We start from the raw sequence: 17,070 nt of genomic DNA on the forward strand, positions 1-17,070 counted from the left end.
CGACTGCGGGATCAAGCTTACCCTATTTAAATAAAAATATCACCCTGAGTGGTCTGGGTGGTTATTTTTGTGTGGGTGTGGCTATATTTATTTTTCGGCTGAACAAGGACTTGGGTGGAATTGTAAAAATAGATAAATACGGTGTTTTTGGCGATTATTTTCGGCCATCCCGTTCGGGATGGCCGTTATTCTACCCCTTAAGCGTGAGGCCGACTATGCCGCGTCCGCCAGCATAAACATGCCGTAGGGGTGAATTTCCAGATAATACTGCTCGCCGACGTTCGGTTGCAGGCGGGTGGCGTTAACCTGCAGCAAAATCTGTTGCCCGTGCCACGCCACCGTCACCTCATACTGCGGCCCCATGTAGGCGACATGCTGGATCTCGCAGCGCTGGCTTTCATCGCCATGCTCGCTCAGCGTGATCGCTTCCGGCCGCACGCCCACCGTGCCGGCGCCCTGGGCGGCAAAGTGCGCGGGGCGCGGCAGGCGATAGCCGCTGATATCGACATGATCGGCGCTGAAGCTGGCCGGGAACAGGTTGGCGTCCCCCATAAAGCTCGCCATAAAGCGCGAGGCGGGCTGCCGATAGAGATCCTGCGGCGAGCCCATCTGCATGATATGCCCCTTGTTCATCACCAGTACGGTGTCGGAGACTGCAAAAGCCTCGCTCTGATCGTGGGTGACGTACAGCGACGTGATATCAAACTGCTTTTGCAGCTCGCGGATCTTTTCGCGCATGCTGCGGCGCAGGTTGGCGTCGAGGTTGCTCAACGGCTCGTCGAACAGCAGCACTTTCGGCTTGAGGATCAGCGCGCGCGCCAGCGCCACGCGCTGCTGTTGGCCGCCGGAGATCTGATCGACATAGCGATCGTCGAACCCCGCCAAGTCCACCATCGCCAGCGCTTCCTGCACGCGCGCTTTCACTTCGGCGCGCGGAATGCCGAGCATCTTCAGGCCATAGCCGACGTTCTCCCCCAGCGACATGTGCGGGAACAGGGCATAAGACTGGAATACCATGCAGATGTCACGCTGCTGGATGGAACGATGGGTGACGTCTTCACCATCAATGAATATCTGCCCGTCGCTCGGTTTTTCCAGCCCGGCGACCAGGCGCAAAATGGTGGTCTTGCCGCAGCCGGAAGGGCCGAGCAGCGTCACCATTTGCCCCCGTGGGATGGTGAGCGTGATGTTATCGATTACCGTGTTGCTGCCGAACCGTTTGGAGACGTTACGCAGTTCAACGAAATTTTTCTGGCTCATCATGGGCTCCATTACGCCTGGTTTTTGGCTTTTGAACGGGAGATGCGTGCCTCGCCGATCAGCCAGTCAAAGAGGAAAATAATCGCCAGCATCACCACGATCAGAATTGAACCGTAGGCGATCGCCACGCCGTATTCGCCGTCTTCCACGCGGTTGAGGATGTAGGCGGTGGCCACGCGGGTATCGGGGGTGACCAGGAAGACGATGGCGCTGACGGTGGTGATGGCGCGCACGAAGCTGTAGATCAGCGCCGACAGGATCGCCGGGCGCAGCAGCGGCAGCAGGATGTGCGTGATGGTGCGCAGCGAGCCGGCGCGCAGGCTGAGCGAGGCTTCGTCCAGCGATTTGTCTATCTGGCCCAGCCCGGCGATCCCGGCGCGAATGCCCACCGGCACGTTGCGCATCACCATCGAAATAATCACGATGGCGGCCGTCCCGGTGAGGTACACCGGCGCGCCGTTAAAGGCGAGAATGTAAGAGACGCCGGCCACGGTACCCGGCACCGCAAAGCACAGCATGGTGGTGAACTCGATGGTCTTTTTGCCCTTGAACTGTTGGCGCACCACGATCCAGGCGATCAGCAGGCCGAACGCGGCGGTGATCGGCGCGGCGATCCCGGCGTACAGCAGCGTGTCGAGCAGCGAAGGCCACGCGCCGTCGCTCATGCCCTGGCCGAACAGTTTGATGAAGTTATCCAGCGTCAGCGTGTAATCCACTCCCCAGTTGACGGTGAAGCTGCCGTAGAAAATGCTGCCGTAAAGCAGGGCGTTAAAGGCTACCCACACCGCCAGCAGTGCGATCACGCCCCACACCAGCGTGACCGGCAGCGGCTGCACGTCGCCGCGATACGATTTGCCGGACACGGTGACGTAGGAACGTTTGCCGATCCACATATACTGGATGCAGAACACCAGCAGTGAGAACAGCAGCAGGAAGGCGCCGAGGGTGCTGGCGGCCTGATAATCGAGCTGCGAACCGGTGATGTAAAAATAGATTTGCGTCGCCAGCACGTCGAAGTTGCCGCCGAGCACCAGCGGGTTGCTGAAATCAGCCAGCGATTGCACCACCACGATCAAAAACGCGTTGGCCAGCGCCGGTTTCAGCAGCGGCACGAACACGCCGTTAAAGGTTTGCCAGCGGCTGGCGCGCAAGGTGTAGGAGGCCTCTTCCAGCGAAGGATGAATGGTCTTGATCGCGCCGTCGAGGATCATGAACGCCATCGGGGTGAACGCCAGCACCTGCGCCAGCCAGATGCCGGTAAAGCCGTACAGCCAGTTGGTGTTGGTCAAACCGAACCAGGCCACCATCCACTCGGTGACGTAGCCGGAGCGCCCCATCATCAGCGTGACCCCCAGGCCGACGACGAACGGCGGCGTGACGATGGGCAAGATGGAGAAGATGCGGCCGATAATGGCGCTGCGCTTGGCGATGCGGGTAGTGTAAATTGCCAGCACCAGGCCGAAAAAGGTGCAGCCGGCGCCCACCGCGATCGACAGGGCGATGGAGTTGAGGATCACCTGAATGATATGCGCCTGCGTCAGCACGTTCATAAAGGCCAGCGGCGCGAACGCGCCCGTCTGGTCGGTGAACATTGGAATGAAAATCGCGATGCTCGGCCAGACGATGAAGACGCCGATCAGCGCCACGATGGTGACCAGCGCGCCGATAACGAAACGGTCGCCGCCCAGCCAGTCGAGGCGGGTCAGCGCCAGCGTCATGATGGCGCCCAGCGCGGTCAACTGCACCAGGGTGGCGTAGCCTAAACCGCGTCCCGCCACCGTGGCGCTGACAACGATAAAGGCCATGCACAGCAGCGCCCAGCCGGCATCGAACGCGTGGCGGCGCCGCTGCTCACGGCCCGCCGCAGCGTAAGGGCGCAGCAGCAGCAGGCTCGGCAGCAGGCACCAAAGCCAGCTGATATTGCGGTGTGACCAGCCGTAGGCCGCGAGGATCTCTTCGCCGGTGGACTCCAGCAGGCCGTAATCCAGGCTCCAGCTCGGCAGCAGGGCGAACGCCAGCCAGCCAAGCAAAACCCAAAGGGATATCGCATCTCGTTTTTTCACGAGATGGAGTGCATGTGTATGTGACATAAGTTTCCCGGATGTTCAGGCCGGGCAAGCCGTGAGGCTTACCCGGCAACAGGCGCAGAATGTGGGCTTATTTACCCATCTTGACTTCGCTGACCCATTTATTGATCAGCGCCTTGCGGACGTCGGTCGAACCGTACTTGTCCATGTCGTAGTTGATCAGCTTCAGGTCGTCGAGCTTCAGCGAGTTCGGCGAGGTATCGGCGGTGGTGTTGGTCAGGATCTGATAGGACTTGCCTTGCTTCCACGCCAGCTCCTGCGCCTCTTTCGACAACACCCAGTCCACGAACAGCTTGGCGTTGTCGAGGTTGCGCGCGCCTTTGAGGATGCTGACGCCGCCGATTTCGTAGCCGGTGCCTTCACACGGCGAGATCAGCTCAAGCGGCGCGCCCTGTTCCTTTTCGAGCGAGTAATCATGCAGGAAACCGATGCCGATCGCCGTTTCGCCGCGGGCGGCGTTGCGCGCCGGGGCAATGCCGGACTTGGTGTACTGCGAGACGTTGGCGTTCAGCTGTTTGAGGTAAGCGAACGCCTGATCGTCTCCCCACAGCTGGGCAAAGGTCGCCAGCGCGGTGTAGGCGGTGCCGGAGCTTTGCGGATCGGCGATTTGAATTTCGCCTTTGTATTCCGGCTTGGTCAGGTCTTTCCAGCACTTGGGCACCGGCAGATTTTTCTCTTTCAGGCGCTGGGTATTGACGCCAAAGCCGAGAATGCCGACGTAGACCGCCGAGGAGTAGTTGCCTTTCAGCTTGGCCGGATCGCGGAATTGCGTCATCACCTGGTCGAGATTCGGCGATTTGTACGGCTGCAGCAGCCCCATTTCACCGGCCTGGGATTGCGGATCGAGCGTACCGCCGTACCAGACGTCCGCCTGCGGGTTCTTCTTCTCGGCGTCCACTTTCGCCAGCGTGCTGCCGGAACCGTTGCGGATGAACGCGGTTTTCACGTCATATTTCTCGCCGAAGGCTTTGGTTTCCGCTTCGCACATTTCATTGGTGGCGCTGCAGTAGACCACCAGGCGGCCCTTGGCGTACGCGGCGCCGCTCAGGGTCGCCAGCGCGATGCCGGACGCTATCAGGGTAGTGACCCACGTTTTTTTCATTGTTTTATCCTTCTCTCGGTAGAGGTGGTAACGCTCGCCATCAGCAGCGGCATCAGCAATAAACCCATAAGAACGGCGGCGATCGACAGCAAACTGAACATGCCTGACCAGCCGTAGCCTTCGATGACCCGCGACAGCGGCCAGCCCGCCAGCGCCGCCCCCAGATAGGCGAACAGGCCGAGAAAGCCGGTGATGGAGCCCGCGGCGCCTTTGTGCCCGCATTCCACGGCGGCGAGGCCAATCAGCATCTGTGGGCCGAAGACAAAAAAGCCCACCGCAAAGAAACAGCCCGCCAGCAGCGCGTAGTGGTGCACCGGCGCCAGCCACAGCGCGGCGACGGAAACCATCAGTCCGAGCGTGAACAGCAAAATCATCGGCGCGCGCTGCCCGCCGAACAGCACATCCGAGCCCCAGCCGGCAAACAGCGCGCCGAGCAGGCCGCCTATCTCGAACAGCATCACCGTCGCATTGGCGCTGAGCAGGTTGACGCCGTGGCTTTCCGTCAGCCACAGGTTGCCCCAGTCGTTCAACGCAATGCGGATCAGGTAGACCAGCACGTAAGAGACGCCGAGCAACCAGATCATCGGGTTCTTCAGCATCGTGGTGCGCAGCATCCGCCACAGCCCCATCGGCGGGCTTTGCTGTTCCTGGCGCAGCTCCAGCGGATCGTGGCGCCACTGGCCGACCGACGGCAGGCCTTCTTCCTGCGGCGTGCCTGTCAGCTGCCGCGTGAGCCAGATGCCCAGCACCATGCTGACGGCCCCCGGGATCAACATCGCCGCCTGCCAGCCCCAGCGCTGGGCGGCGAAGGCGCTGATCAGCGGCACAATCGCGCCGCCGAGGTTGATCGACATATTCCAGCAGCCCCACCAGAAGCCGCGCTCGTTGCGCGAATACCAGTGGGTCAGCAGCCGCGCGCAGGGCGGCCAGCCCCAGCCCTGAAAGAAGCCGTTCAGCGCCCAGACCGCCAGCAGCAGCGTCAGCGATTCGCCGAAGGCGAACGCCACGTTCAGCAAACCGGTGGCGAACAGGCCGATCCCCATAAACCCGCGCTGCCCATGGCCGTCGTGCCACAACCCGGCGACGAATTTCGACAGGCCGTAGCTCAGATAAAACAGCGAGCCGAGCAGGCCGATGTCTCCTTTATCCAGCCCCAAATCCGTTTGCAGCGCCGGCAGCACGTAATTCACGCTTTTGCGCGTCAGGTAAAAGGCGGCGTACCCGATGACCATGTACAGCAGCAGCCGCGGGCGCAGCGCGCGGTAACGATGATCGATTTCAGATGCTGAGCGTGCTTGCATAGCCGCCTCCCTGGTGCTGACTATAAGAAGGTGAAAAGGAAAGGGGATGAGATAAAGTCCGGAGTGGCTAAGACTTTTTCCTAGTTAGTCGGCGGTTTGTTGCAAATTTGTGGGCAGGTTAACAATTACCCGGGTGCCGCGCTGCGTTTCCAGCGTCAGTTCGCCGCCGAGCGCGCTGACCCGTTCGCGCATTCCCTGAATGCCGAAGCCCGGCGCGTTGCCCGCATGGATGCCGACGCCGTTGTCCCGTACCTCGAGGTGCAACATGGCGCCTTGCTGATACAAAACGATGGCGACTTCGCTGGCCTCGGCGTGTTTGCACACGTTGTTGAGCAGCTCTTGCAGCAGCCGGTAGAGGGTGAAGCGCACCGTCTCGCCGGCGGGCGTGTCGGTCAGGCGGTAGTCGAAACGGCAACGGATGCCCCGCTCGCTAAAGGCGAATTCGCTCAGCAGGTGGTGAAGCGCGTCTTTGAACGCCAGCTCGTCCAGCGCGGGCGGGCGAAGTTGGCGCAGTAGCTGGCGCGTGGAGTGATGAATGCGCCGGGCGAGATCGCCTATCTGGTTCGCGGCGGCCTGGGTTTGCGCCGGATCGCGCGCCCGCTTGACCAGCTGCGACTGAATTTGAATGGCGGTGATGTTCTGGCCGATTTCATCGTGCAGCTCGCGCGCCAGGTTCTTTCGCGTGTCTTCTTCGGTGTGGATCAGTTTTTCGGTCAACGCCCGCCGCGCCGCCAACTCTTCTTCCAGGCGTCGGCGATAGTGGTGCAGGTTTTGCGCCAGGTGCTGCTGACGGCTGATGGCGATGCCCAGACCGATGCCGAGCAGCGCCTGGGTCGCCAGAAAGATTTCCAGCTCGACCAGATTGCCGAACCCCACGCCGACCTGCCGCGCGAGGGTGATCATCATGCTGCCGAGCAGGCCGGACAGCACGCCGCCCTGCCAACCGAACTTCCACGCCATCACCACGTTCGGCAAAAACACCACGATCAGCAGCAGGCGCTCGATTTCCGGCGACAGCACCATCTGCGTACCGATGCCGATAACGAAAAACAGGCTGCACCAGATGATTAAGGACGCGCGCAGCGGCGGGTTGGCGGTGTCCAGCCCCAGCAGATGGTAGCGGTGCTGCTGGCGCAGAAATTCAAAGATCAGGTAGACGAACGGGGTCAACAAAACACCGCCGGTAAACGACGCCAGGCCGAGCAGCATCGCCGGGCTCTGCGCGAAAGGCGACAGCAGGGCGGTATTGAGCAGCGAGGCGGCGGTCACTGCGGCCAGCAGCAGCGTCAGCCGTTGCCAGTAGAGCGGAAAACGGCGCCAGAATCGCTGCGCGAGCGCGGCCGGGAGCAGGGTGATGAACGGCGCGGCCAGCAGGCCATAGCCGCTCAGCAGGCGTTCGCCGTGCAGCCAGAACAGCAGCAGCACCGGCGGTATTATCAGGGCGGGCCAATAGCGGCGCGCCAGCAAGATCAGCAGCGCGAGATAGACACCGTGAGACAGAAACAGCGCCGCCTGATTGCCGTTGTGGGTCAGATAGAAGCCGAGCGTCCAAAGCATCAGCCAGCCGCTGCCCCAGGCCAACAGGATAAACAGCGAGATAACCCAGCGCCGTGAGCGGAGTGACATCAATGCCCCGCCAGCAGCTGATGATCGAGGGCGAAATGCACCAGCTCGATGGTGCTGTTGCACTGCAGCTTGCCCAGGACGTTGGCGCGATGTACGTGTACCGTTTTATGGCTGAGATCGAGCTTGAAAGCGATCTCCTTTACGCTGTCGCCTTTGACCAGCAGCTCGAAGATTTCACGCTCGCGCGGGGTCAGCACTTCCAGCGCCGTGGCCGGCTGCTCGCCGCCGCGCAGCGCCCGCAGCGCGTCGGCGCACAGGTAATGGCCGCCCATATCGACGGAGCGCACCGCCTGCACCAGCTCTTCCGGCCCGCAGCGTTTGGTCAGATAACCGCTGGCGCCGGCATCCAGCGCGCTCTGCACGAAGGTGGGGGAGTCATAAATGCTGAGTATGATCGCGCGAAACTGCGGCTTCTGCGCCCGCAGGCGTTTCAACAGGCTCAGGCCGTTTTCATCCGGCATGGCGATGTCCATCACCGCGACGCTGACGTCGTCGCGCAGCAGCGCCGGCCAGGCCGCCGCCGCGCTGCTGTATTGCCCCGCCACGTCGATGTCTGCTTCGAGGCTGAGCAATTGCGCAAAGCCGGAGCGCACCACCACATGGTCATCGACCAGTATCACACGGATCATTTTTCGCACTCTGTTGCCGAATCATGATCCTATGATGCCTGCCGCCGCGATGCTGGCAATCAGCCAAGCGCGGTTATGCAATCGATGTAACAGAATCGTAATAAAAGGACGCCGCCCGCGCCGTCAACGATCCACATCGATGGCGAAATGCCGCCACAGCGCGGCTCGCCGTTCCTCTTCCGAATGCAGCGTCGTTTCGTGGCGTTGATGATCTTCGGTCACGATCAGCTTCATGTCGCTGAGGGTCACTCGGCCCAGTTCGGTCGGCCGTGAACACACCAGGCGCTGGGTGAAGTGCGACTGCGGCGAGGTGCTGTGGAAGTGGCACATCTCATCGAATTCATGCGGTTCGCGCGGCTGAACGGTAAAGCGATACAGGGTTTTGGCATGCGAGCGCTGGTCGCCGTTGCGGCGTTCCAGCAGGTAATATTCGCCTTCCCGCTCCAGGTGGAAGGTGCCGCTGGCCTGCGGTTGCGGCTCGGCAACGACGATTTTGAGCGGCGTCAGGAAGGAATCGCCGAAACCGACGTCCACCAGCCAGGCCTGGCCAGATCCACCCGCAGCGCCAGATGGTCGTAGGGTGGGCCGAAATGGCCGTCGCGCGCGCGGATCTCGCCGGAGATAAAGCTCACCCTGAAACCGATCTCCCGCAGCAGCAGGGCGAACAGCGTATTCAGCTCATAACAGAAACCGCCGCGGTTACGCTCGACCACTTTGCTGAACAGCGCTTCGGGCGCCAGCTGAATACCCTGATGATAAATAATGCTCAGGTTCTCGAACGGCACGCTCAGCATGTGGCGATGATGCAGCTGTTGCAACGTGGGGAGATCGGGGCGGGCGACGCCGGTAAAGCCGATATGCTGCAGGTAGCGTTGGGTGTCCACAGGGTGTCTCGCATGAGAAAAAGTAGGCTTAAAATAGCGGGCTTTGTGGCGTTTGTGAGCGCATTACGTGCTGCGCCTCGGCAGCCGGATTACTTTCCCGACGGGCGTCTTAGGTAAAGCGCCGGGTTCAGTGAGCGCAGATGCATTTTCAGTACGGTACCCCGTTGAAAGAGATAGTTGAGTACGGTCAATGACAGCAGTTCGGTCAGCAAGGTGCTGTAAGCGGCGCCCATCATGCCGTATTGCCGAATCAGGCCGTATGACAGAGGAATGTTAATGATAAACACCAACAACATTTTGCGGGAAAGGAAGCCGTAACCGGAAAACAGCACGATGTATTTATAGGCCACGGTCCCCAGGGCGGAGAGCAGGGTGGCGACGGCCAACACCCCCATGGCGGCATAGGCCGCCAGGTATTGCTCGCCGTACAACAGTGCGATGACCGGTTTGCCCAGCCAAACGATCCCGGCGACGATGGCTAAGGCGATGGCCAGCACCAACCCATTCAGTTTGGCCGCGGCGCGCATCGCGTCTTCGCGCCGATAGGCGAATATTTTCGCGAAGAACGAGGTGATGACGGCATCGGTAACGAACATCCAGGCGGTCGCCAGGGTAATGGCGACCGAGTAAATGCCCAGCACCGCGGCGGAAACGAACCACATCAAAAACAGCTGCGCCAGCCGGGTATAGATGGCGATGGAAACATTGGATACCGCCAACGGCAGGCCGCTGGCGAGCAGATAGCGCACATATTTGCGCCGAATACGGCCGGGGGCCGAAAAGCCCGGATGGCGGCGATGATAAAGGTGATGACGGATCAGATAGGGGATGAGGTACACCATCACGATAGGGATGGCCAGAAAGTACAGGTGCAGATCAAAAAACACGATCAGCCAGCGAGCCAACAATGCGCTGGCTAAGCCGGCCACGTTGGCCAGGGTATTGAAACGCGATTCCAGCCGGGCGTCATGGTAAATGGCGAAGACGTCTTTGAGTGAAAAAAACGAGGCCAGGAATGTGGCGGCGCAAAAGTAAAAGGTCGTGAAGTCTTCCCGCAGCCCGGTATAAAGCAAGATGATCGCAGAAAAGGCCAGGAAACAGGCTTGCCTCAGCCGGTTGGTGGAGAACATCAGCGCTGCGCCGGAGCGCGGATTACGGCTAATGCGTTTGAAGAGGATGGTGTCCGACCCCAGCAGCGCCAACGTTTGGGTAATGGCGAAAATCGCCGTGGCAAAGGTAATCTTTCCGAAGCTTTCCGGCCCAATATATTTGGCCATGTAGGCGGTGATGAATATAACGCCGAGGATTGATACCGTCTTTTCCGCTATCATCCAGGAAGCGTTTCTTATTATGCTGAAGTCTATGATCTTTAGTTTCACTGACGCTTCCCTGAATACCTTATGATATAGGATTATTCCGTTTTTTATCCTTTAATAATCACCAAGGCTTTTTTTATATTTTACAATTGAAGTCAATTGCATTTAAACTTTAGCTGGGTCTTTTGTTATGTTGGATTAATGGATGAATCAACGGAATGAGAAAATTCGTAAAATACCTCTATAAGGTTTCGCCTGACTTTATTTATTATCAGCTGTCGCATTATTTTGCTCACGGAAGCTTCGTCAACTTTTTGAATCCTAAAAGTTTTTCTGAAAGGATTTACCACAGAATGCGCTACCCGCGCGAAGAGTTCAGCCTGTTGGCGGATAAGGTGGCGGTGAGGGATTATATATCCAGTCGCGTTTCGGAAAAATACCTAACGCCGGTCATCATGATAACGGAGAACTTCACTGAGCAAGACTATTTGTCGTTGCCTCAATCTTTTGTTATCAAAACAAATAATGCCTCGCAGCAAGTTAAGATTGTCAGAGATAAAGCGCGAGTGAGTTATGATGAGATTGCAAGCACTCTCAAGAAATGGTCAAAAATAACGTATTGGAAGCGCTTTCGTGAGAAGCACTATGCGAAGATCCCACTGCAAATTGTGGTTGAAAACCTGTTGGACATCGAACGCGACGGTGAATTGATCGACTATAAAGTGCATGTTTTTAACGGCAGCCAGCCTTATCTGTTCGTGGAGTTGCTGCGGGGCGGCCCGGAGCCGACGTCGCTGGAGTTTTTGGACCGCCATGCGCATCACTGCTTTTTTACCCAGAAAGATATTCCCCAGATCAACACGTTGCACGCGAAGCCTGACTTTTGGGATGAGATGATTGAGGTCGCCCAAGCCGTTGCCGCCGATCTGGACTACTGCCGGGTCGATTTCTACCTGACGCAAGACAGGCTCTATATCGGCGAGCTGACGCTCACCCCCGGTGCAGGCAATGAAGTGTACCAACCGCGCGCTACCAACCTGCTGCTGGGCGAGCTGATGGCCAAAACCTGAACGCTATGCCGAGCGTTGAGCCAGTTCCCGCAGCCAGCCCAAAAACGCCGCGGCGCCGGGTTTTTCCAGCGTGCGCGGCGGGTAAACCACGTAGTAGGGCTTGCTGAGCGGCAGCGCCGGTTCTGCCAGGGTGACCAGCCGGCCTTCCGCCAGTTCACGGGCGATCAGCCGCCGCTGGCCGAGCAGCACCCCGCGTCCTTGCACGGCGGCGTCGATGGCCAGCGAGGTCAGGTTATAGGTCAGCCCGCGGCGCGGCGGCGGCGACCGATCGGCGGCGGTGAACCATTCGTGCCAGCCCGGCAGAAACTGGCTCTCCTTGCCCCAGTCGACGTGGAGCAGCGGCAGCTGCGTCCAGTCGCCGCGATCGCGCAGCGCCGGGCTGCATACCGGCTGCACCCGATCCTGAAACAGCCGCGCCTTTTCCAGCAGCGGGTAATCCTGATCGCCGAAGCACAGCGCAAAATCCGCCGCCGAATGGGCGAAATCGACCGCCGCATGGGTCGCGTGCAGCCGCAGATCGCCGTCGGGGCACTGCGCCAGCCAGTCGCCCAGCGCTGGATTCAGCCATTTAGAGGCCAGCGCCGGCAGGGCGAACACCGTCAGCGCCTGTTTGCCGCGCTGGCGTTCGACGTGTTGCTGCGCCACGCGCAGCGTTTCAAACGCCTCCTGCACGTAGGCCAGGTAGTCCGCGCCCTGTTCGGTCAGCGTGACGCCGCTTTTAGCGCGAATGAACAGCGTGATGCCCAGATGTTGTTCGAGCTGGCGGATCTGTTGACTGACGGCGGCGGCGGTCAGCGCCAGCGCATCCGCCGCACGGGCCAGGCTGCCGGTGCGAGCGGCGGTTTCGAACGCCAGAATGGCGCTCAGCTTGGGCAAGCGCGCACGGGACGGTGAGTGCATGAGCAGGGCTTATCGCTAAGAATTCGTTAGCTTATCCATAACGTATTTTTGTTATGGCGGCAATGCGGCATTCGCTACAGTGGGAGGCATCCGGCTTTCGCACACGAGGGGAACGTCATGCCGCAACTTGCCGATATTATCGATCTGTCCGCCCACCCCATCGACGACGCCGCGTTCCGCGTCCGCTGCCGGCAAACGCTGGCGCGCGCCGGCGCGCTGGTGCTGCCCGGATTTCTGCGCGAAGCCGCGCTGGCGACGGTGCGGCTGGAAGGCGCCGAACAGCACCATGCGGCGTTTTACGCCACCAGCAAACACAACGTGTATCTGCGGCCGCAGGACGACGCGCTGCCGGCCGAGCATGCGCGCAACCGGCTGGTGGTGTCGTCCAAGGGCTGCATTACCGACGAGGATATTCCGCCGCAGTCGCCGCTGCGCGCGTTGTACGACGCTCCGGCGTTTCGCGCGTTCCTCTGTGCGGTGCTGGATGAGGCGCAGCTGTATCCCTACGCCGATCGTCTGTCGTCGATCAACCTGCATTACGCCCACACCGGTCAGGAGCTGGGCTGGCATTTTGACAACTCCTCGTTCGCCATCACGCTCCTGATCCAGAAACCGCAGGCGGGCGGGCGCTTCGAATACGTGGAGAACCTGCGCGACGCCGATCGCGGCGAGATGAACTATGCCGGGGTCACGCAGGTGCTGGACGGTGAGCGGGCGGTCAAACAGCTGGCGATGGAGGAGGGGGATTTGGTGCTGTTTCGCGGGCGCAACGCCATGCACCGGGTGACGCCGACCGAAGGCGACACCACGCGCATGCTGGTGGTGCTGGCCTACAATGCGCAGCCGGACGTGATGCTGTCGGAAAGCGCCAGAATGACGTTCTACGGGCGGTTATAGCGGATAAAAAAACCGCCCCGGAGGGCGGTTTGTCGATTCAGTGCGGGTTCTGCTCTTCGTGAGCCTGCTGTTCCAGCTTCACTTCCTGCGCGCGTTTGCGCAGGCCGAACCAGCCCAGCGTCAGCAGCGCCGCCAACACCGGAATGGTGGCGATGGTCCAGGTGCCGTTCGGGTAGTCGAAGGCCATCATCACCACCACGATCAGCAGGAACGCCAGCGTCAGCCACGAAGTGAACGGCGCGCCCGGCATTCTGAACGACACCGGCTGAGCGCGGCCTTCGCGCACGGCTTTGCGCAGGCGCATCTGGCAAACGATGATAAACGCCCAGGAGGCGATGATGCCCAGCGAGGCGATGTTCAGCACGATCTCGAACACCTGCGACGGCACCAGGTAGTTGAGCACCACGCCGATCACGTAGATGCCGCAGGTGACCAGGATGCCGGCGTAAGGCACCTGCTGGCTGCTCATTTTGGCCATCAGCTTCGGCGCGGAGCCGCCCATCGCCAGCGAACGCAGGATGCGGCCGGTGGAGTAGAGGCCGGAGTTGAGGCTGGACAGCGCGGCGGTCAACACCACGATGTTCATGATGGTGCCGATGTAAGGCACGCCCAGCTTGCTGAAGAAGGTGACGAACGGGCTTTGGCCGGCCTGATAGGCGTTCCACGGCAGCAGCAGCACCAGCAGCACCACGGAGCCGACGTAGAACAGACCGATACGCCAGATCACGCTATTGATCGCTTTGGGCATCATTTTGGCCGGATCTTTACACTCGCCGGCGGCGGTGCCGATAAGCTCGATGCCGGCGAAGGCGAAGATCACCCCTTGCACCAACACCAGCGCAGGCAGCAGGCCGTGCGGGAACATGCCGCCGTTTTCGGTGATCAGGTGCATGCCGGTGGTGTGGCCGGCCACCGGCGTGCCGGTACCGAGGAAGACGACGCCGACAATCAGGAACAGCGCGATGGCGGCGACCTTGATCAGCGCGAACCAGAACTCCATCTCGGCGAACCACTTCACGCCGATCATGTTCATGGTGGCGACGATGCCGAGCGCGCCGAGGGCGAACAGCCACTGCGGCACGTCGGCGAAGGTGCCCCAATAGTGCATGTACAGCGCCACGGCGGTGATGTCGACGATGCCGGTCATCGCCCAGTTGAGGAAATACATCCAACCGGCAACGTAAGAGGCTTTTTCACCGAGGAACTCGCGAGCGTAAGAAACGAAGCTGCCGCTGGAAGGGCGATGCAGCACCAGTTCGCCCAGCGCGCGCAGGATGAAGAAAGAGAAGATCCCGCACACCAGATAGACCAGCGCCAGCGCCGGCCCGGCCAGTTCGAGACGGCCGCCGGTACCGAGGAACAAGCCGGTGCCGATGGAGCCGCCGATGGCGATCATTTGGATTTGCCGGTTGCCCATGCTTTTGTGATAACCGGATTCATGAGAGTCTAGCCAGCGTCTTCTGGCGGCGTGTTTTTCATCCGCAGACTGTTTTTGTGAGTGCATTATCCGTCCTGTTTACCTGTCTATGTTAACCCTGCTCTTACCGAGAGCAAACGATTGCTATGACCAATCGTCATGAGAATGAGGTCGTGGCATCATTCCGCTGTTTATTGTGTATACAGCCATCATTAAAATAACGGCGAAGCATGCTACCTTTTCTCCGTAATGGTGGCAAAAAATACTGCGCATAAAACGTGAACAAGTGTGTTTATTTTTTAATCCAAATATAAAAGGATATATTATTCAAAAAGATGTGATGTTTTATCAAGACGGAAATATCGAGGAATAAAAAGTGATTAAAATCACAAAATAATAATTACCGTGCAAATTACAGGGTGTTGTTCTTATATTTCGCGGTGAGAAATAAGGGGGAAGGAAATGGCGACCCGCGCAGAAAATGGCATCAGCAGCGGGTCGGTGGGCGCGTAACGAGTCTTAGGCCGATTCGCCGGCCGGCAGGGCCGATGCGGGCAGGCCGAACAGCTTGTCGAATGCCCAATTGAACACGAAGGTATAACAAGGAATGATGACGATCAACGCCATATCCAGCAGCAGCGCCTGCCACAGCGTGATGCCCATCCACCAGGCGATCAGCGGGATCAGATACACTACCAGCGTCAACTGAAAGCCGACGGCGTGCAAAATGCGGCGTTTGAGCGTGCGGGCGCGCGACGCCTGGCGGCTTTCCCACCACTCGAATACATAGTTGTAAATAAAGTTCCAGCTTACCGCGATGGTGGTGATCACCACCGCCAGCGGCCCGGTGCTGCTTGGCGCGTGGCCCGACAGCAGCGCCAGCCCCAGCGCCGAGATCGCCATGCCGATGATTTCATAAGCGGTGACATACACCAGTTTGCGTTTGACGCCTTGCATCGTTTTCTCCCGATCTGTTTTTAGTTGCCTCTGTGGCGACGGCGGCTAAGATAACGTCAATCACATTGATAGAAAAAGTCAGGAGTTGTCAGTTAATCTGACAGGTTGAACAATGAATTTTTCCAGCGACAACATCGAACTGTTTTTGGCGGTGCTCGATCGCGGCTCGTTTTCCGCCGCCGCCCGCGCGCTGCGGCGCGTGCCCTCCGCCGTCAGCATGGCCATCGCCAACATGGAGGCGGAACTCGGTTTCGCCTTGTTCGACCGTTCTCACCGTGAACCGACGCCGACCGCGCTGGCGTTGGCCCTGGCGCCGCACGCCCGCCTGATCGCCGGGCAGCTCAAGCAGCTGCAGGTGCACGCCATCGAACTGTCCCAGGGGCTGGAGAGCCGGCTTTCGATCGGCGTGGCGTCGGATATCAACGGCGCCGGCCTGCTGGCGGCGGTGAAAACGCTGTCGCAACGTTATCCGCTGCTGAACATCGAAGTGCTCAGCGCGCCGCAGGACGACGTGTTGCACATGCTGCACGAGGGGCGCATCGGCGTTTGTCTTGCGTTCGGCGGGCTGAACGTCAACAGCGCGGAACAGTTCCACTTCGTGGGCGCGGAGTCACTGGTGGCGATGCTGTCACCGCAGCACCCGGCGCTGGACGGCGCGGCGGGCGAGCTGTTTCTCGAGGATCTGGTCAACGTGCGGCAGATCATGGTGGCCAGCCGCGATCTGCCGATCGGCGATCTGCGTCCCCAGGTGGCGGAGGCTTACTGGCGCACCGACAGCCTGCCGATGGCGCTGAACATGGTGGAGGCGGGTCTGGGGTGGGGCAATTTTCCACTGTCGTTGGCCGAGCCGCTGCTGGCGCAGGGACGGTTGGTGCGGCTGAAGTTCAAAAACACCAAGAACGAGCTGCGCTTGCCGATGCATTTGATCTGGCTTAAGAATCGCCCGTTGGACAAAGCGGCGCGCGAACTGGTCGCGCTGATGCGTGAGGCGCCGCAGGAAAGCTGACGCCCGCTGCGTTTGCTTACTCCGGGTGGCGTTTACGCCACCAGAAACGCACCAGCAGGATGGCGGCGATCGCCAGCGCGACAAACAGCAGGCTGGAGAGCTTTTTGTCGAAGCCGGTAACGAAGCGTTCGATCGCCTGGCCGCCAAAATAACCGAGCATGACGAAGATCGTCGCCCATAAAATGGCGCCGAGGATGTTCAGCGGCACGAAGCGCGACGGCGGCAGGCGGCTGGCGCCGATCAACACCGGGCCGATGATGCGGAAACCGTACATGAAACGCACCCCGATAACGAACAGCATCGGGTGGCGGGCGATCAGCCTTCTGGCGCGCGCGATGCGCTTTTCCTGTCCCTTGAGCCGCGAGATGACGCGGCCTTCAAACCGGCGGCCGGCGAAGTACAGCAGCTGGTCTCCCATCATGCCGCCCAGCGCCACCACTGCGATCACCCACGGCCAGTGCAACAGCCCTTCATGAGCGGCGATGCCGCCCAGCAGCGTGATGGTTTCCCCTTCCGCCAGGCAGCCGATAAACAACGCCCAGTAACCGTAGTCCGTAATATAGTGGGCTAAATCGGTCATTCCTTACTCCTTATGTGGCTGACGCATAAGGGCAAGTA

At 60.0% G+C, this 17,070-nt stretch carries 14 protein-coding genes and 1 pseudogene; 3 read left to right on the forward strand and 12 right to left on the reverse strand.

Going from position 1 to position 17,070, the window contains the following annotated elements:
- Nucleotides 1-213: 213 nt before the first annotated feature.
- The 8 genes and pseudogenes from fbpC to ACSBQS_RS02260 form a co-directional block, all read right to left on the reverse strand.
- A complete protein-coding gene (gene fbpC, locus ACSBQS_RS02225) occupies nucleotides 214-1,260 on the reverse strand; it encodes a ferric ABC transporter ATP-binding protein (RefSeq protein WP_033642250.1) in 1,047 nt (348 codons plus the stop codon).
- Between the two features lie 11 nt (nucleotides 1,261-1,271).
- Nucleotides 1,272-3,350, reverse strand: a complete 2,079-nt coding sequence (locus ACSBQS_RS02230) for an ABC transporter permease (protein ID WP_197749668.1) — start codon at nucleotides 3,348-3,350, stop codon at nucleotides 1,272-1,274.
- A gap of 67 nt (nucleotides 3,351-3,417) precedes the next feature.
- Entirely contained in the window at nucleotides 3,418-4,449 is a 1,032-nt protein-coding gene (locus ACSBQS_RS02235) for an ABC transporter substrate-binding protein (protein WP_096242024.1), read from the reverse strand.
- Complete coding sequence (uhpC, locus tag ACSBQS_RS02240; protein WP_258007692.1) at nucleotides 4,446-5,774, reverse strand: MFS transporter family glucose-6-phosphate receptor UhpC; 1,329 nt, start codon at nucleotides 5,772-5,774, stop codon at nucleotides 4,446-4,448. Before uhpC ends, ACSBQS_RS02235 begins: the two co-directional genes overlap by 4 nt.
- Nucleotides 5,775-5,834: 60 nt before the next feature.
- On the reverse strand, nucleotides 5,835-7,376 hold the full coding sequence (locus tag ACSBQS_RS02245; RefSeq protein WP_434989565.1) for an MASE1 domain-containing sensor histidine kinase: 1,542 nt from the start codon (nucleotides 7,374-7,376) through the stop codon (nucleotides 5,835-5,837).
- Entirely contained in the window at nucleotides 7,376-8,005 is a 630-nt protein-coding gene (locus tag ACSBQS_RS02250; protein ID WP_033642255.1) for a response regulator transcription factor, read from the reverse strand. Before ACSBQS_RS02250 ends, ACSBQS_RS02245 begins: the two co-directional genes overlap by 1 nt.
- 123 nt (nucleotides 8,006-8,128) lie before the next feature.
- Nucleotides 8,129-8,889, reverse strand: a pseudogene (locus ACSBQS_RS02255) (arylamine N-acetyltransferase family protein).
- An 89-nt stretch (nucleotides 8,890-8,978) separates the two neighbouring features.
- Nucleotides 8,979-10,268 carry an oligosaccharide flippase family protein gene (locus ACSBQS_RS02260; RefSeq protein WP_046686607.1) on the reverse strand — a complete coding sequence of 430 codons (1,290 nt, stop codon included), beginning with the start codon at nucleotides 10,266-10,268 and terminating at the stop codon, nucleotides 8,979-8,981.
- A gap of 155 nt (nucleotides 10,269-10,423) precedes the next feature.
- Between ACSBQS_RS02260 and ACSBQS_RS02265 the strand changes: the two genes are divergently transcribed.
- On the forward strand, nucleotides 10,424-11,275 hold the full coding sequence (locus tag ACSBQS_RS02265; protein ID WP_046686608.1) for an ATP-grasp fold amidoligase family protein: 852 nt from the start codon (nucleotides 10,424-10,426) through the stop codon (nucleotides 11,273-11,275).
- A 3-nt stretch (nucleotides 11,276-11,278) separates the two neighbouring features.
- On the opposite strand, the gene ACSBQS_RS02270 is transcribed toward ACSBQS_RS02265, so the two are convergent.
- Nucleotides 11,279-12,175 (reverse strand): LysR substrate-binding domain-containing protein, encoded by an 897-nt coding sequence (locus ACSBQS_RS02270; protein ID WP_197749667.1) that lies wholly within the window; start codon nucleotides 12,173-12,175, stop codon nucleotides 11,279-11,281.
- Between the two features lie 117 nt (nucleotides 12,176-12,292).
- Between ACSBQS_RS02270 and ACSBQS_RS02275 the strand changes: the two genes are divergently transcribed.
- Nucleotides 12,293-13,072: a HalD/BesD family halogenase gene (locus ACSBQS_RS02275; RefSeq protein ID WP_047025660.1), complete on the forward strand. Its 780-nt coding sequence runs from the start codon at nucleotides 12,293-12,295 to the stop codon at nucleotides 13,070-13,072.
- A gap of 37 nt (nucleotides 13,073-13,109) precedes the next feature.
- Here ACSBQS_RS02275 and ansP read toward each other — a convergent pair whose 3' ends face one another.
- A complete protein-coding gene (gene ansP / locus ACSBQS_RS02280; RefSeq protein WP_047025659.1) occupies nucleotides 13,110-14,576 on the reverse strand; it encodes an L-asparagine permease in 1,467 nt (488 codons plus the stop codon).
- A 432-nt stretch (nucleotides 14,577-15,008) separates the two neighbouring features.
- Entirely contained in the window at nucleotides 15,009-15,446 is a 438-nt protein-coding gene (locus ACSBQS_RS02285) for a PACE efflux transporter (protein WP_047025658.1), read from the reverse strand.
- A gap of 112 nt (nucleotides 15,447-15,558) precedes the next feature.
- Here ACSBQS_RS02285 and ACSBQS_RS02290 point away from each other — a divergent pair, with 112 nt between their 5' ends.
- Complete coding sequence (locus tag ACSBQS_RS02290) at nucleotides 15,559-16,452, forward strand: LysR family transcriptional regulator (RefSeq protein WP_033642264.1); 894 nt, start codon at nucleotides 15,559-15,561, stop codon at nucleotides 16,450-16,452.
- A 16-nt stretch (nucleotides 16,453-16,468) separates the two neighbouring features.
- On the opposite strand, the gene ACSBQS_RS02295 is transcribed toward ACSBQS_RS02290, so the two are convergent.
- Nucleotides 16,469-17,032: a DedA family protein gene (locus tag ACSBQS_RS02295; RefSeq protein ID WP_015377041.1), complete on the reverse strand. Its 564-nt coding sequence runs from the start codon at nucleotides 17,030-17,032 to the stop codon at nucleotides 16,469-16,471.
- Nucleotides 17,033-17,070: the final 38 nt, after the last annotated feature.

The organism is Serratia sp. H402Y (assembly GCF_051172415.1).
Taxonomy (GTDB): Bacteria; Pseudomonadota; Gammaproteobacteria; order Enterobacterales; family Enterobacteriaceae; genus Serratia; species Serratia ureilytica.

Coding starts and splice junctions, on each gene's coding strand:
- fbpC (WP_033642250.1), bottom strand. CDS start 1,260: ATGAGCCAGAAAAATTTCGTTGAACTGCGTAACGTCTCCAAACGGTTC.
- ACSBQS_RS02285 (WP_047025658.1), bottom strand. CDS start 15,446: ATGCAAGGCGTCAAACGCAAACTGGTGTATGTCACCGCTTATGAAATC.
- ACSBQS_RS02230 (WP_197749668.1), bottom strand. CDS start 3,350: ATGTCACATACACATGCACTCCATCTCGTGAAAAAACGAGATGCGATA.
- ACSBQS_RS02295 (WP_015377041.1), bottom strand. CDS start 17,032: ATGACCGATTTAGCCCACTATATTACGGACTACGGTTACTGGGCGTTG.
- ACSBQS_RS02290 (WP_033642264.1), top strand. CDS start 15,559: ATGAATTTTTCCAGCGACAACATCGAACTGTTTTTGGCGGTGCTCGAT.
- ACSBQS_RS02275 (WP_047025660.1), top strand. CDS start 12,293: ATGCCGCAACTTGCCGATATTATCGATCTGTCCGCCCACCCCATCGAC.
- ansP (WP_047025659.1), bottom strand. CDS start 14,576: ATGCACTCACAAAAACAGTCTGCGGATGAAAAACACGCCGCCAGAAGA.
- ACSBQS_RS02245 (WP_434989565.1), bottom strand. CDS start 7,376: ATGTCACTCCGCTCACGGCGCTGGGTTATCTCGCTGTTTATCCTGTTG.
- ACSBQS_RS02265 (WP_046686608.1), top strand. CDS start 10,424: ATGAGAAAATTCGTAAAATACCTCTATAAGGTTTCGCCTGACTTTATT.
- ACSBQS_RS02270 (WP_197749667.1), bottom strand. CDS start 12,175: ATGCACTCACCGTCCCGTGCGCGCTTGCCCAAGCTGAGCGCCATTCTG.
- ACSBQS_RS02250 (WP_033642255.1), bottom strand. CDS start 8,005: ATGATCCGTGTGATACTGGTCGATGACCATGTGGTGGTGCGCTCCGGC.
- ACSBQS_RS02235 (WP_096242024.1), bottom strand. CDS start 4,449: ATGAAAAAAACGTGGGTCACTACCCTGATAGCGTCCGGCATCGCGCTG.